Genomic DNA, 14272 nt, shown 5'->3' with positions numbered 1-14272 from the left:
ACGAAATTCACCTGCCGCCCCGAAATAAATGATGCGCTGATGCAGCCCAAGACCGCAAGCTACAACGCTTCGCGCGCCCAGTTGAGTTGTGTCTACTACACAGGATCGAATGCCATGAATGCTCTTGTTTGCAGGGATATTTCAATATCCGAGTTACGCCAAACATCTCGGCTGGCTGGTATCCGGGATTTGCTTGAACTTCTGGTCAGGCTTTCCCTGGACTGGGACGAAGCTAGGCGATCTTTGTCTCAAACAAGTCCGCAGACTTGGCTCGTAAATCCGTTCTCCCTCAATTGATCCAAACCTCTCAGGAGAGAAACATGTTGGACAATGTAAGAGCGATTTCCACGGTTTACCGCGCAGCCAAAAGCATGACGGCAATCGCTTTGACAGAGTTGCCTGAGCCTGGGAATGTCGCGGAAGCATTGCAATTGGTGAACGTGCCTGTGCCAAGACCTTCGCGCCACCAAGTCGCGATTCAGCTGTTCGCTTCATCACTGCATGTCGATGAAATTTATGCGGCTCAGGGCACCGCTCTTGGTCGTTTCTTCGGGCCTAAACACGCTTCGGCAAATTCCCCCTACGTCATGGGGACTTCGGTGTCAGGGGTCGTTGTCGCAACTGGTCAGGACGCAACCCGGTTCAATGTTGGAGACGAAGTGATCGTCGTTCCCAACGAGCTTGGCGAAAACGGGTCTTGGGCAACGTACAGATGCGTTTCGCACGACTATCTGATGCTCAAACCCCCGGCCTTGTCTCATGTCGAGGCGGCAGCCGCGACACTATCGGGTTGTGTTGCGTGGGGTGCGATCAACACCGCACGCGTCGAAAAAGGTGACCATTGCCTCGTTGTTGGGGCATCGGGTGCCGTCGGATCCATGATGGTTCAGTTCCTCAAATCAAAGGGCGCAATCGTGACCGGGGTTTGCAGCGGCGCGAATGCCGATCTGGTGCGCACGTTGGGAGCGGATCACACGATCGACTACAACGCTACCAATTTTGGCTCTCAGGTCAAAAACACCTACGACAGGGTTTTTGATCTGGTAGGCGGTCGGGACATCGAGGCCGCAGCGTACCGAATACTGAAACGCAAAGGCCGGTTCGTCACGATTGTTGGCCCCATACGCCACATTGGTGAACGCAAGTTATCCAGGGGCGAGTTTCTTCTGGGTGTCAGCCACGTTACTTGCCGCAGTATCGCGACACGGCTCCGCGGTCCTCGGTATCGTTTTTGTGCCTCCTTGCCACGGAACAACGCCTACGCGGCGATGCTGAGCATCGCAAAGCACAACATACGCTCTCCAATTGAAGCCGAGATTCCATTCGATTTGCCGCAAATCCGGGCCGCAATCAGAACTCTGATGTCCAATCGGACAAGAGGTCGGATCGTCATCAACTTTTTGACCAACGAAAAATCAAGCCGGCCGGAAACCAGTTCCAGACCTGAGGTGCACCTCAAGCAATCACTGTTCCGGCACAAAACGAAATTCTATCAAGACACGGTAACACTATGACAAAACTTTGGAAATCACCGGGGTCGGACAATCCCGTTTCATCTGCCCCTCACCGCAATCGACGCAATCCAACCGATCGCATTGCGAGCTGTGTTCGGCCCATGCAGTCAATGGTAGTCGCGCTTACCCTGGGCGCCGCGCTGAGTGGGTGTGCCGCCAACATGGCCGCAAAAGGCAGTGATGGTCCGGATCTGAGCGTCGTCAGCCAGGAAGCCACCCGGACGGATGTCGAGCGGCAGTTGGGGTCGCCTGAGCAGCTACAGCAACAAGCCAATGGTGATTGGGTGGCCGTCTATGACGTCGAACCCCGGACAAAGCCAAATCTTGCTCGGGCGGCAGGCCACGGAACGCTGGACCTCTTTACCTTCGGGCTCTGGGAGGTTGTCGGGGGGCCTTTGGAAGTGGCCCATGCGCGGCGGGTTCTCGTCACTGCACGATATGACGACGCGGGAAAACTGCTGCAACTGACCAGCAAGCCCAAACCCATCCTTTGATCTGAGGGTGGGTCACCGCCGACCTGCAACAGGCCGGCGTTACATCCAACACCCCGACGAACAGCAAGCCGTCCCCGTTGAACCATAGTGCAGGTCCAGCGGGCAGATACCCCTGTCCACACAAAACAAGAAAACGGACTAAAAATGAAGACTATAACATTGATCACATTGGCCGCTATGGCTCCCACAATATGTTTGGCAGACGAAAACTGGACCGGCTTCAATGCTGGTTTGCAGCTATCCACAGTTGATGTTTCCCAAGACGAAAACGACAACGGAAACGCAGCGTTGGGCCTCCACGCCGGATATCTTCATAATTTTGACGGCTATGTAGTTGGCGGTGAACTGACTTATGATGCGGGCGCTGAGCTTGTGTCTGACAACAAAACAAAAAAGGTCGATACGATACGCCTGAAGTTCAAAGGCGGACACGTATTTGGCCGGACGTATCTGTACGGCGTCATTGGATATGCGAACATCGATGGCGGTTCCATCAGTGAAGATGGCTACTCTGCTGGCGTTGGCGTTACGTATCGCGCAACGGACAGTGTTCTGGTCGGCCTTGAGTACCTGCGAGACACATATGACACGTCAGCTGACGACATCACAGCTGACTCTGTCGCGCTTCGGGTGTCTTACAAGTTCTGACAGAAGGCGTTTGAGAACCTGACACAAGCGGGGGGCAGTCAATTGCCCCCACTCATAATTCAATTCCCGGGAGCCACCAGGTGACTGAAATACCAACGCTTGAGACTGAACGACTGCTACTTCGACCACCAATAATGGCAGACTGGCCCGACTATCTTGCGCTGATGACATCAGAGCGCTCAAAGTTCATGGGAGGCCCGGTCTCTGACCGCATGACCTGGGGGATTTTCTGTCATGACATAGCTCAGTGGACCCTCATGGGGCACGGGGCACTGATGATGGAAGACCGTGTTTCAGGAGCGTGCCTTGGGCAGGTTAGCATCAACTCCGGACCGCTTTTCCCCGAACCCGAATTGGGCTGGTTTGTCTATGCTGATGCCGAAGGAAAAGGCTATGCGTTTGAAGCTGCGCGAACGCTGCGAGATTGGGCCTGTACATGGAACGTAACCCAGTCGCTCGTCAGTTATATCGATCCGAACAACTTCCGCTCCTGCCGCCTTGCTGAGCGGCTTGGAGGAATTTTGGATTCAAATGCCGAGCGAGATGACCCCAATGATCTCGTCTACAGGTACCATTGAGCTGCGCAAACAACTCCACGGACCATTCGAGCGAGGGTCACCTTCATCAGTCGCCCGATCAGACCGTCATCCCCAACATCCTTTGCTTTTTGATTGTCCCGGTATCAAGGGGCGCAACGCAGCCCTGTCTGCTTTTATCTGTTGGAAATACCGGATCACGGGCCGGGTTGTCGCAACCTATGCGCGGCAATACGGGGGTACAAAACCTCAGTCAGACAATGACCAGCATCCTCAGCCCCCCGCTGAAAACCCGAAACGCCCGTCGGGCTGATCATTTGTCCGACGGATCACTTTCAGCATAATCCCGCAGGCGCTCGATATCAGAGATTACGGCGTGGTTGCGGTTGATTTGCACACCAACCGTTTTTAACCGCGAAAACGCCCGGCTAAGGCTTTCCGGCTTCATCCCTAGACGCCCGGCGATCAGCATTTTGTCATAAGGTAGCTCTACGTCGCAGCCATCGGGTTTGGCGTCACACAGGTTCAGAAGAAACTCTGCCACCCGCTGCGCACCCGTCTGCGCCTTGAGCTGCTCCAGCTGTGCCACCAGCGAATGCAGATGCGTGAACGTGGACGCCAGAATGGAAACGCCGATCTCGGGGTCTTCTTTCATCAACGACAACAGCAAAGGGCTTGGGATATGCATCACGTCGCAGGCCGACACGGCCTCGGCAGAAACGGGGTAAGGGACGTTTCGCAGCGCGACGGCCTCGCCAAAACTTTCGCCGCGGGTAAAGACGCTGACCACTGCCTCGGCCCCGGTCGGGGACATGCGGAACAACTTGACCCACCCAGCAAGCACCACGTGGACGGCCTTGGCCTCTTCTTCCTGTAGAAAGATCGTTTCGCCCCGATCATAGCTACGCCAAATTGCGTGGCTCAGCAGTGTATCGACATGCTGGTCCGGCAAACTCTTGAGCAAAAGCGATTGCCGCGCGATCGCTTTTTGTGCTTCGTGTGCCACGGAGTTTCCCCTTTTCCCTGGTCGATCGTCCGACCGGTACGTCCTTTTTTTAGCAAGGCTATGCCAAAGCTCTGCCCGGCGCGCCAGCCTTTTCCTGCTTCAACTTGACTATTGTCATGTCTTAGGCGTCACCATGGGCATAAATTCGGCCCAAAGCCAGCAATCCGGGGAGCCAGTATAATGGACTACGAGCGATTTTTCACCCAGAGCCTGGACGATCTGCGGGACGAAGGAAACTATCGTGTTTTTATCGACCTGCAACGCCGCTGCGGATCATTCCCAAACGCACGTCAAACCGACGGATCAGTGCAGCGCGATGTGCGGATCTGGTGTTCAAACGACTATCTGGGCATGGGGCAGCATCCGGCGGTGACCGGGGCGATGCATGACGCGCTGGACCGGTGCGGCGCTGGTGCTGGCGGCACCCGGAACATCTCGGGCACCACACACGATCACGTCCTGCTTGAGGCCGAACTGGCCGATCTGCACGGCAAAGAGGCAGCGCTTCTGTTCACCTCTGGCTATGTTTCGAACTGGGCGGCCCTTGGCACCCTTGCTGCGAAAATCCCCGGCCTTATCGTTTTCTCGGACGCGCTGAACCACGCCTCGATGATCGAAGGCATCCGGCATTCGCGCGCGCAAAAGGTGATCTGGAAGCACAACGACCTTGAAGACCTTGAGGCGAAGCTGGCTGCTGCCGATCCTGACGCCCCCAAGATGATCGCCTTTGAATCCGTCTATTCGATGGACGGAGATATCGCGCCGATCCAAGAGATTTGCGATCTGGCCGACAAATACGGCGCGATGACCTATCTGGATGAGGTTCATGCCGTCGGTCTTTACGGCCCGCGCGGTGGCGGCATTGCCGAACACGAAGGTCTGATGGATCGACTGACCGTGATCGAGGGCACGTTGGGCAAAGCCTTTGGTGTGGTTGGTGGCTATATCGCGGCCTCAGCCGCACTTTGTGATTTTGTGCGCAGCTTTGCCAGCGGGTTTATCTTTACCACCGCCTTGCCCCCGTCGATTGCGGCGGGCGCTGCGGCCTCGATCCGGCACCTGAAACAGTCGAATACCGAACGCGATCAGCAGAAGTCCCGCGTGGCGCAGGTGCGTGCCCGGTTGGATGCCGAAGGCATTCCGCATCTGCCCAACCCCAGCCACATCATCCCGGTGATGGTGGGTGATCCGGTGAAATGCAAATTCATCTCGGACACGCTGCTTGAAGAGTTCGGCATCTACATCCAGCCGATCAACTACCCCACTGTCCCCAAAGGAACCGAGCGTCTGCGGATCACCCCTTCTCCGGTGCATACGGACGAAGATATCGAACATCTGGTCGGCGCGCTGTCGGCCCTATGGCAACGCTGCCAGATCGCGCGGATGCCGATGGCCGCCCAGTAAACAAAGCGCTCCTTGCTTGAAAAACTGCCGCCCAGATCGGGCGGCTTTTTTCTGCTTCAAACGAGGTAGAGGGCAAAGATCAGCACCGAAAAGCCGGTTAGAACCATGGTGAATCCGCGCAACCAGGCTGGGCTTCTAGCAAGGTCCAGATACTGCGCAAGGATTACGCGCGTCTTGATCAGCGCAAGCAACAGAATCCCACCCCCCATGACCGCAGCCGGCACCGGCAACAAGGTCAATACCGCTGAGCCGACACTTAGCCCCAAAAGGGCAAGCCAGGCCCGTGTCAGAGTGTTGTCCCCCATCGCCCTCATCCCAACAGATAGATCACCGGAAAAAGCATGATCCAGACCAGGTCGACCATGTGCCAGAACTGTGCGCCCGCCTCGATATTGCGTGCGTCATCCCGCCAGGACACCAGTAACAGAATGCCGACCCCGGCCAGAACATGGGCCGCGTGAAAACCAGTCAGAAGGTAGTAGAACAGGAAGAAGGGGTGCGTTTCGTAATTGATCCCCTGCGCCATTTTATCCGCGTATTCCGTGCCTTTGATGATCAGGAAAACAACGCCCAGAAGGGCCGCGCCGATCAAGGCCATGCGCGCCGCCGCGCGCCGCGCGACCTGTCGCCAGTGCAGCGCCTGTGCGGCCAGATACCCCGATGTGACCAGAACCGCTGTGTTAAACGCCGCTCCAGTGCGATGCAGATGTGACTGCGCCTCGGCAAAACCCGCCGGGTCGGTCAGACGCACGCCCATAAAGGCGATCATCCCAGCGCCGAACACTAGCAGTTCCGAGACGATCAGAACCCACATCAGCAACTCGCCCGGAAGCTCGTCGATCACAGAAGCATCGCTCATGCGCCGACCAGTTGGCGATAGATTTGCGGCAAAGCCATCGTCAGACGGTGCGGGTCAGGGATCACCGCAAAACCGCCTTGCCCGAACATACGCGGGAACCAACTTTTGCCGGTTTTGTCGATGGTGACACCAAAGACCGATTGCCCGGCGCGACGCGCTTCGCGGACGGCCATGCACGTATCTTCGATACCATGGCGACCCTCATAGTGATCCAGGTCGTTCGGCTTGCCATCGGTGATCACCAGCAGCAGCCGGCGCTTGCTCGATTGATCCGCCAAATCGGCCGAGCAATGCCGGATTGCCGCCCCAAGCCGTGTGTAATGCCCCGGGCGCAGTGACGCGATTCGCTGTTCGACCGTTCCGCCCATTGGCTCATCAAACCGCTTGCAGCGCTGCACATAGACACGCTGACGTTTCAGAGAACTGAAGGCGTGGATCGCAAAGTCATCCCCACAAGCATTCAATCCCCACGCCAACGCGGCCAGCGCCTCGCGTTCAATATCGATCACGGCGCGGCCTGTGACTGCGCTTTCGGTGGATCGGCTGACATCCAGCAGGATCGAGACCGCCAGATCGCGAGCTTCGGGACGGGATTGCTGCCAGATGCGCTCGTTGGCTTCCCCACAAGCCCGACGTTCAGTCTCGGCACGCACGGCGGCTTCGATATCCAACTGGTCGCCGTCCAGATGGCCGCGTGTCATAACCCGACCGGGGCGCAGCGCCTCGAACTGGCGCTTCACCGCGCGGATGCGGCGGGCAGTGGCCGGGTCCTTGCCAAACTCGGCTGCGTCTTCGCGGATATCGGCATCCGACAACAGGACATTCACGTGGTCTGGCAAGTACTGACCGGTGCGCACGTCCCATTCGGGATAAAGGATACGGCCCGACAGACGCTCGCGATTCACATCCTCGGGCGCCAGATCCAGGTGCAGCTTCAGCTTGGTGGGCGGTGCCTTCGAGATTTGGCCCAGCCCGATCTCTTCCTGATCGTCGGCCGCCTTTTTGGCATTGTCGGGATCGTCATCATCGACCCGGCGGTTCAGGTTCAGAAACTCGGCCCAACTGAGGATCGCCTCGAATTTGTGCAGGATCAGGCTGTCTTTCCGTTCGGCCTGATCAGATTTACGGCGGCGGGCGCGGTGGGTTTTCTCACCCGATTCCTCGGGCGGGCCATCTGTATCGGGGTTTTCCACCTCGTTATGTTCCGAAAACCCGACGGCGCGCAGTTCGGGCCACAGGGGGACCGGGCGAAAACGCTGATACCCGCGCGGAGCAGACAGGCTGTCATCCAGCTCCAGCAGCTGTTCCGCCTTGGCAGACAGCGATGCCGGATCACCCAGCATATGGCGAACCAGTTCTTCTAGCGCGGCTTCGACCGGCGGCAGGTTAGGGATATCACGTTGGTGCAGCAGACCCTTGCACAGTTCGGTATAAAGGGGGAGCAAGCCGGGCGCGTTTTCCAGCGTGGCCTCGACCATCTGTCGCGCAGCGATCAGCGCATGCAGGTCGGCCCGCAGGGGGTCATCCTCATCAATTCGGGTGTCGGCATGGGCCGAAACGGCTGCCAGCCAGACATATAGCGCGCCGTTGGCTTCGCGCGCCGGGAAAACGGCCAGACGGTCCGGCAGGCGCAATACCTCGCCATCGAACGAAGCACGCGGCATCAGCTCGGCCTCAGTTCCCAAGCGGCGACGCCAGCTTAACCGGTGGCGTGAAACTTCGGGTGAGACCGGGCGTAATTCAACGCCCGGACTACCCCCAAGCCCTCGGAAGAGGACTGCCAGCCGCCCCGCGACCTCAGAAAGGTCGACCGCGGCTCCAACATGCACCTCAGGTGCATCGAGGCGGCTGGCAAGGGTGTGCCACAGTTTCCCGATCGTTTCTTCGGGTTCCCATGGCTCAAAATCGATCTTGACCATTGGCCGGCCTCACCCAAAGACAGCCGTGACAAGATCGAGGAGCCCGCGTTTGATATCCTCGTCATCAGTCAGAGGTTCGATCATTGCGGCAAGAATGGCGCGGTCCGTCGACATACCCTGTGCGATCAGCGTCGCAGCATAGACAACCAGTCGGGTAGAAACGCCTTCCTCAAGATCCTGACCCTTGAGCCCCCGTAGTTTGTTCGCCAACCGGATCAGCGGTTTGCAGCGTTCAAGCGCCAGGCCACTTTCCTGGGCGACAACCTCGGCCTCCATCTCAGGCGACGGAAAGTCGAATTCCAGCGAAATGAACCGCTGCCGGGTCGAAGGTTTCAGGGTTTTCAGGATATTCTGGTACCCGGGATTGTAGGATGCCACCAGCATGAAGCCGGGCGCGGCTGCCAGTTCTTCGCCGGTGCGATCAATCGGCAGGATGCGCCGGTCGTCAGTCAAAGGGTGAAGCACGACGGTCACGTCCTTGCGGGCCTCGACCACCTCATCCAGGTAACAGATTGCGCCTTCGCGCACTGCGCGGGTCAGCGGGCCATCGACCCAGACGGTTTCCCCGCCTTTCAGCAAATAGCGGCCAATCAGGTCGGCAGCGGCCAGATCATCATGGCAGGCGACAGTATAAAGCGGGCGGCCAAGCTGCGCGGCCATATGGGCCACAAAGCGGGTCTTGCCGCAACCTGTCGGCCCTTTCAGCAGAACCGGCAGATCGTTGTTATAGGCGGCGGTGAACACATCGCATTCATCGCCCTGGGGCAGGTAGAAGGGGGCGTTTGCCGCCCCCGTTCCCATTTGTATGGAGCCATCCATTTGCATTACTCCGCAGGGGTTTCGGCCGCGCCGGGTTCGATGACCTCTTTCCGGGGCACCCAGATCGAGTAGACGAACAGCAGCGCACCAAGGACCACGACTACACCAGACCCAAAGCGCATCCAGTAGAAGATCGCGATCTGATCCTGCACGTCCATGAAGTAGTCACCGATCACACGTTGCATGTGCGTCTGCACGGTTCCGCCGAAGGTCAGCACGAAGGTCATGAAGACCATACCGCTGGTCATCAGCCAGAACGAACCCATGTTCAGCACCTGATTATACGGATCACGGTTTTTCAGGATCGGCATGGCATAGGTGAAGATCGCCAGGTTGAGGCAGACATAGGCGCCGTAAAAGGCCAGGTGACCGTGGGCCGCGGTAATCTGCGTGCCGTGGGTGTAATAGTTCACCCCGTGCAGCGTATGCAGGAAACCCCAGACACCGGCACCAAAGAAGGCCAGCGTGGCACAGCCCAGCGACCACAGCAACGCGGCCTTGTTGGGGTGGTCCCGGCGGCCCTTCCAGACCATGACGAAGGCAAAGGCCATCATCGCAAAGAACGGGATCACCTCAAGGCTCGAGAAGATCGAACCGATCCACTGCCAATACGCTGGTGTACCGATCCAGTAGTAGTGGTGACCTGTCCCAAGGATGCCCGAGAACAGCGCTGCAGCGACGATGACATACAGCCATTTCTCAACCACCTCGCGGTCAACACCGGTCAACTTCAGCATCAGGTAGGCCAGGATCGAGGCCATGATCAGTTCCCACACACCTTCGACCCACAAGTGAACAACATACCACCAGTATTGCTTGTCCAAGGCCAGGTTGCCGGGGTTGTAGAAGGCAAACAGGAACAACAGCGCCAGACCCCACAAACCCAACAAGAGGATGTTGGTGATCGCGGTCTTTTTGCCCTTCAGAACGGTCATCGACACGTTGTAAAGGAAGATCAGCGCGGCCACGACAATGCCGGCCTTGACCCATTTGGGTTGCTCAAGGAACTCGCGCCCCTCTTTGCCCAGCAGCCAGTTTCCTTCGAACAGGTTGAAGGTATAGGTCAGCACCACACCCAACGTCCCCACAACAAGAATGATCAGTTGTAGATAGGCCAGCTTGGGTGAATGGATTTCACGTTCAGCCTCTTCCGGGATCAGGAAGTAGGCCGCGCCGAAGAAGCCCAGGATCAGCCAGACGATCAGCGCATTGGTGTGCAGCATCCGCACGATGTTGAACGGCAAAAGCTCGCTCAGGAAATTTGGTGATACATAGATCAGGCCAGCCAGAAGGCCACCCAGAACCTGTATCACGAACAGGGCCATGGCCACCGCAAAGTAGGCGTAGGCGATTTTTTGGGATTCGTATTTCATTGCTCCGTTCCCTTTCTCAGCCAGCCTCGTTGGGCGGCCAGTCCTGAGCGTCGATATTGTCCGTCCAGATCAGGAAGTTGGTCAGGTCGCGAATTTCTTCGTCGCTGAGGTTGAAATTGGGCATCTGCCGACGACCGGGAATGCCGGTCGGTTGTGCCTCCATCCAGCCCTTGAGGGACTCAAAGGCTGATTCCGGGTCGTCCAGCACACCCCAACGTGTCATCACGTTGCCGACTTCGGGGGCGAAATAGGCCCCTTCACCCAAGATCGTGTGACAGTTGATGCACGCGTGTTTTTCCCAGACGTGCTTGCCCCGAACCACACTTTCATCGAGTTTTGCCGAATTCTCGGAATTCACGATGTACCAGTGGGAATGGGCCGACAGGGCCAGAAATATTAGGATAAAGAACAGGGACCCGCCATAGAATATGTTGCGAGCCATGCTCTTGGTCATGACTTCTCGCATTGCGCTCTCCTTTGCGCAGTTTAGCTTGTCTAGCCAGAATGGCGGCTGGGCCGTAGGAGGGCCTTAACGAAAGTCAAGGCTGGCGGAAGTAAATGAAAATCATCCCTCCCGGCCCGTACGAGGACCCGTCAGCGCAGGCCACATGGCGATCAGGTAAAGCGCAAAGGCACAGACCCACAGGCCGTCCGACAACAGCATCGCCACCATATAGCCTGCGTTCAGCTCGGCCCCGATCCAGCGTGACAGGGCAGCAACCGCCATCAGACCATAGGCTACGACCATCGGGGCGGGCGCGATTAGTGCACGGCCGCTGTGACCCAGCGCGGCGCGGCTCATGACTGCCAGGGTCATACCGCCCACACACCCTATGCCCAATACGTGCAGGGCGGCGATTTCATTGCCCAGACCCAGCACTGCCAGCCCCCACAAGATCAACCCCATCGCCAACATGCCTAGACCCAAATGCAGCGCCAGCAGAATTGGCTGCCGGGCGGCCCAGCGGCTGCGCCAATTGGCCATGCGCAGTATCTGAACCACCCCAAGGGCAAGCGCCAAAACCCCGGCCAACGGCCCTGCACCGAGCACCAGAACACCCAGCGGCAAGATCAGGGCCAGAACCATGCCTGCCTTGTCGAACAAGGCGACCGAAACCGGCCAGTCCGCCTCTGGGACCCCAGCGCGTTTCATGGCATTGCGGGTAAAGGCCGGAGTAATCCGACCACCCAAAATGGCGATCATCGCACACAACGCCAACAATCCCGCGCGCAGCCCAGTTTGCAGAGTGCCTTCAGTGACCCCAATCCATTGCAGATGTGTCATCATGTCCGCGACCCAGATCAAGCTCAGCAACAGCAGGAAAATCATGTTCTGCGGCTTGGGACGGCGGATCAGCTGCGTAGCTATTTTGGCCCCCAGAACCGGCACAAAGGCCAGGTCGACCACCGCAACCAGAACTGGCGGCAATACACCTGAAAACCACATGGCCATCCGACCGGCCAACCACAGCCCGGCAGCCAGAGTGATAAAGTGCGCCCGCGCCTCGGGGGCGCCGGTCCAGTTCGGTACTGCGGTCAGAAAGAACCCGCCCAGCGCGGCCGTCGCATAGCCGAAAATCATCTCATGCGCGTGCCACATCGGCGGCGTCATACCGTAATCCGGCGCCATGTAAGGCACTGTCAGCCACAGCCCCCAGACCACGCCGACAAACAGGCCGTAGAGACCGGCAGACAGAAAGAAAACACGAAATCCTTCACCAAGAATGCGGGCGATGATTGTGGGCATGGCTGCTCTCCTCAACCGTTTTTTTCAGCCCTAGCAGCCAACCCGCGCAACGGACTTAACAAAAATCAATCCTCACGAAAAACATGCCTCTAAAACACAGATTTTATGACGGTTTTTTTCGCCATTTTTTCCTGCCGAACCCTTGAAATGGGCCCCTGGCGTTGACTTTCGTCAAGGAGCCGTCGGGCGCGATGTCTCACCCTTGGACCTGCCTCACCACGCAAATGGAGAGTGATCATGTCACTTGGAATCAGCTACAACAAAACTGGCCGCGCCTTTGGGGTCGGTTTGGCGATGCTGCTGGGCAGCGTCGCTGCGCCAACCTTCGCCGAAGAGCCAACCCTTAGCGAGGAAGCCTTTGAATCCTCCAAACAACTTTATTTCGAGCAATGCGCAGGCTGTCACGGCGTTCTACGTAAAGGTGCCACCGGTAAAAGTCTTGAACCGATGGTCAAAACCAAAAACGACGATGGCACCGTAACCGAATCCGGCACCCTAAAACTAGGTCAGGAACGGCTTGAAAAGATCATCGCCTGGGGTACCGAAGGCGGGATGAACAACTTCTCGGACATCATGACCGAGCAGGAAATAAAGGACATGGCGACCTACATCATGATGGAGCCGCCAAAGCCGCCTGAAATGTCACTTGAACAGATGATGGCGACCCGTAAGGTCTATGTCGAAGAAGCCGATTATCCAACCGAGCCGCTGCATGGCCGTAATTGGGAAAACTTCTTTGTTGTCATCGAACGCGATGTGGGCAAGGTGGCCGTGATCGACGGCGACACGAAAGAGGTTCTGACACACATCCCGACCGGCTATGCCGTTCACGTTCTGAAAGCATCTGAACACCACGCACTGGAAGAGCCAGAACAGCCCGGGCGTTTCTGGTACACCATGGGCCGTGACGGCAAGATGACTAAGATCGACCTCTGGCAGACGCCAGACAAGATGTTGGTTTCCGAGGTCAAGATTGCCTATGACGCCCGCGACGTTGCCGTTTCTGGTGACGGCAAATACGTCATCGGTGGGGGCTATTGGCCGCCGCATTTCGCAATCGTCGACGCCCAGACCATGGAACCGGTCAAGGTCGTATCAACCCGCGGTGTGAACGTGGACGGGGATTACGTGGAAGAGGCCCGTGTGGCCGCAATCTACACAACTCCGAACGAACCCACCTGGATCGTTGCCGTGAAGGAATTGGGGCAGTTGTGGCAGGTCGATTATACCGATCTGGACAACCTGCGGATCGACAAGATCGACAGCGCCAAGTTCTTGCATGACGGGTTCTTTGACCCGACAGGCCGATACTTCCAGATCGCCGCGAACGCGTCGAACAAGATGGTGGTTGTCGATACCGAAACCCACAAGCTGGAAGCGATGATCGACACAGCCGCGTTGCCGCACCCCGGCCCGGGTGCCAACTGGGTCGACCCAAATTGCGGCCCGGTTGCTGGTACGACACACCTTGGTGTGGGTACCGTAACCGTCTGGGGTAACGATCCCGAAAACCGCCCGGATGATGCCTGGAAGATCTGCTACGAAGTGGAAACCGACGGCCCCGGCCTGTTTGTCCGTACTCACCCGAATTCGGACTACATCTGGGCTGACCAGACCAAGCACCCGGAACCTGAAGTTCAGCAATCGGTGCAGGTCATCTCGAAAGAGACCGGCGAGATCGTGAAAACCATCCAGATCACCGAAGACGAAGGCAGCGCCGCTGTTCACTTCGAATTCAACGCGGATGGTACCGAGGTCTGGGTTTCCAAGTGGAACCTGTCGGACTCGAAAGAACCTAACGGTCAGATCGTGATCTTCGACGCCAAGACGCTGGAAGAAATCGGCCGCATCGAAGGGCTTTATGCTCCGACCGGCAAGTTCAATGTCTACAACCGTTCGAACCACGTCACCTGACGAGTTCGCAACCAAAACCGGAAAGGGCGGGCCCCTCGC

At 57.7% G+C, this 14272-nt stretch carries 14 protein-coding genes; 6 read left to right on the top strand and 8 right to left on the bottom strand.

The annotated features are described in order from the left end of the window. The first annotated feature begins 320 nt into the window (after positions 1-320). From ACR0AJ_RS19305 to ACR0AJ_RS19290, 4 genes are all read left to right on the top strand, one after another. Positions 321-1514 (top strand): NAD(P)-dependent alcohol dehydrogenase, encoded by a 1194-nt coding sequence (locus ACR0AJ_RS19305; RefSeq protein ID WP_480741658.1) that lies wholly within the window; start codon positions 321-323, stop codon positions 1512-1514. A 101-nt stretch (positions 1515-1615) separates the two neighbouring features. After that, positions 1616-2008, top strand: coding sequence for a hypothetical protein (locus ACR0AJ_RS19300; protein WP_480741656.1), 393 nt, complete (start codon positions 1616-1618; stop codon positions 2006-2008). Between the two features lie 144 nt (positions 2009-2152). Then, positions 2153-2656, top strand: a complete 504-nt coding sequence (locus ACR0AJ_RS19295) for an outer membrane protein (protein WP_480741655.1) — start codon at positions 2153-2155, stop codon at positions 2654-2656. Positions 2657-2736: 80 nt separating this feature from the next. Then, positions 2737-3234, top strand: coding sequence for a GNAT family N-acetyltransferase (locus ACR0AJ_RS19290; protein WP_170411800.1), 498 nt, complete (start codon positions 2737-2739; stop codon positions 3232-3234). A 271-nt stretch (positions 3235-3505) separates the two neighbouring features. On the opposite strand, the gene ACR0AJ_RS19285 is transcribed toward ACR0AJ_RS19290, so the two are convergent. Continuing rightward, a complete protein-coding gene (locus ACR0AJ_RS19285; RefSeq protein WP_170350179.1) occupies positions 3506-4198 on the bottom strand; it encodes a Crp/Fnr family transcriptional regulator in 693 nt (230 codons plus the stop codon). Between the two features lie 180 nt (positions 4199-4378). Here ACR0AJ_RS19285 and hemA point away from each other — a divergent pair, with 180 nt between their 5' ends. Continuing rightward, positions 4379-5602 (top strand): 5-aminolevulinate synthase, encoded by a 1224-nt coding sequence (gene hemA, locus ACR0AJ_RS19280; RefSeq protein WP_480647838.1) that lies wholly within the window; start codon positions 4379-4381, stop codon positions 5600-5602. 56 nt (positions 5603-5658) lie between these two features. Here the strand turns inward: hemA and ACR0AJ_RS19275 are convergent, their stop codons facing one another. The 7 genes from ACR0AJ_RS19275 to ACR0AJ_RS19245 form a co-directional block, all read right to left on the bottom strand. Then, positions 5659-5907 carry a cytochrome C oxidase subunit IV family protein gene (locus ACR0AJ_RS19275; protein ID WP_226688857.1) on the bottom strand — a complete coding sequence of 83 codons (249 nt, stop codon included), beginning with the start codon at positions 5905-5907 and terminating at the stop codon, positions 5659-5661. Between the two features lie 5 nt (positions 5908-5912). Beyond that, positions 5913-6461, bottom strand: a complete 549-nt coding sequence (locus ACR0AJ_RS19270; protein WP_170399987.1) for a cytochrome c oxidase subunit 3 — start codon at positions 6459-6461, stop codon at positions 5913-5915. Continuing rightward, entirely contained in the window at positions 6458-8380 is a 1923-nt protein-coding gene (locus ACR0AJ_RS19265; protein ID WP_480741651.1) for a nitric oxide reductase activation protein NorD, read from the bottom strand. The genes ACR0AJ_RS19270 and ACR0AJ_RS19265 overlap by 4 nt, the downstream gene beginning before the upstream one ends. A gap of 9 nt (positions 8381-8389) precedes the next feature. Beyond that, positions 8390-9199, bottom strand: coding sequence for a CbbQ/NirQ/NorQ/GpvN family protein (locus tag ACR0AJ_RS19260; RefSeq protein WP_170350174.1), 810 nt, complete (start codon positions 9197-9199; stop codon positions 8390-8392). 5 nt (positions 9200-9204) lie between these two features. Next, positions 9205-10572, bottom strand: coding sequence for a cbb3-type cytochrome c oxidase subunit I (locus ACR0AJ_RS19255; protein ID WP_170350173.1), 1368 nt, complete (start codon positions 10570-10572; stop codon positions 9205-9207). A 16-nt stretch (positions 10573-10588) separates the two neighbouring features. Further along, a complete protein-coding gene (locus tag ACR0AJ_RS19250) occupies positions 10589-11038 on the bottom strand; it encodes a c-type cytochrome (protein WP_170350172.1) in 450 nt (149 codons plus the stop codon). 99 nt (positions 11039-11137) lie between these two features. Next, positions 11138-12319 carry an NnrS family protein gene (locus tag ACR0AJ_RS19245; RefSeq protein WP_170377215.1) on the bottom strand — a complete coding sequence of 394 codons (1182 nt, stop codon included), beginning with the start codon at positions 12317-12319 and terminating at the stop codon, positions 11138-11140. Positions 12320-12556: 237 nt separating this feature from the next. On the opposite strand from ACR0AJ_RS19245, the gene ACR0AJ_RS19240 reads away from it, so the two are divergent. Further along, positions 12557-14233 carry a cytochrome D1 domain-containing protein gene (locus tag ACR0AJ_RS19240; protein ID WP_170377212.1) on the top strand — a complete coding sequence of 559 codons (1677 nt, stop codon included), beginning with the start codon at positions 12557-12559 and terminating at the stop codon, positions 14231-14233. Positions 14234-14272: the final 39 nt, after the last annotated feature.

The organism is Ruegeria sp. CJ9 (assembly GCF_056536625.1).
The sequence above is the reverse complement of the archived record's forward strand: the minus strand, read 5'-3'. Positions and strand labels throughout refer to the sequence as shown.

Excerpts from the sequence above, each read along its gene's own strand:
- ACR0AJ_RS19255 (WP_170350173.1), bottom strand. The coding sequence starts at position 10,572 with ATGAAATACGAATCCCAAAAAATCGCCTACGCCTACTTTGCGGTGGCC.
- ACR0AJ_RS19260 (WP_170350174.1), bottom strand. The coding sequence starts at position 9,199 with ATGGATGGCTCCATACAAATGGGAACGGGGGCGGCAAACGCCCCCTTC.
- ACR0AJ_RS19240 (WP_170377212.1), top strand. The coding sequence starts at position 12,557 with ATGTCACTTGGAATCAGCTACAACAAAACTGGCCGCGCCTTTGGGGTC.
- ACR0AJ_RS19270 (WP_170399987.1), bottom strand. The coding sequence starts at position 6,461 with ATGAGCGATGCTTCTGTGATCGACGAGCTTCCGGGCGAGTTGCTGATG.
- ACR0AJ_RS19305 (WP_480741658.1), top strand. The coding sequence starts at position 321 with ATGTTGGACAATGTAAGAGCGATTTCCACGGTTTACCGCGCAGCCAAA.
- ACR0AJ_RS19250 (WP_170350172.1), bottom strand. The coding sequence starts at position 11,038 with ATGCGAGAAGTCATGACCAAGAGCATGGCTCGCAACATATTCTATGGC.
- ACR0AJ_RS19245 (WP_170377215.1), bottom strand. The coding sequence starts at position 12,319 with ATGCCCACAATCATCGCCCGCATTCTTGGTGAAGGATTTCGTGTTTTC.
- hemA (WP_480647838.1), top strand. The coding sequence starts at position 4,379 with ATGGACTACGAGCGATTTTTCACCCAGAGCCTGGACGATCTGCGGGAC.
- ACR0AJ_RS19265 (WP_480741651.1), bottom strand. The coding sequence starts at position 8,380 with ATGGTCAAGATCGATTTTGAGCCATGGGAACCCGAAGAAACGATCGGG.
- ACR0AJ_RS19275 (WP_226688857.1), bottom strand. The coding sequence starts at position 5,907 with ATGGGGGACAACACTCTGACACGGGCCTGGCTTGCCCTTTTGGGGCTA.
- ACR0AJ_RS19295 (WP_480741655.1), top strand. The coding sequence starts at position 2,153 with ATGAAGACTATAACATTGATCACATTGGCCGCTATGGCTCCCACAATA.
- ACR0AJ_RS19300 (WP_480741656.1), top strand. The coding sequence starts at position 1,616 with ATGCAGTCAATGGTAGTCGCGCTTACCCTGGGCGCCGCGCTGAGTGGG.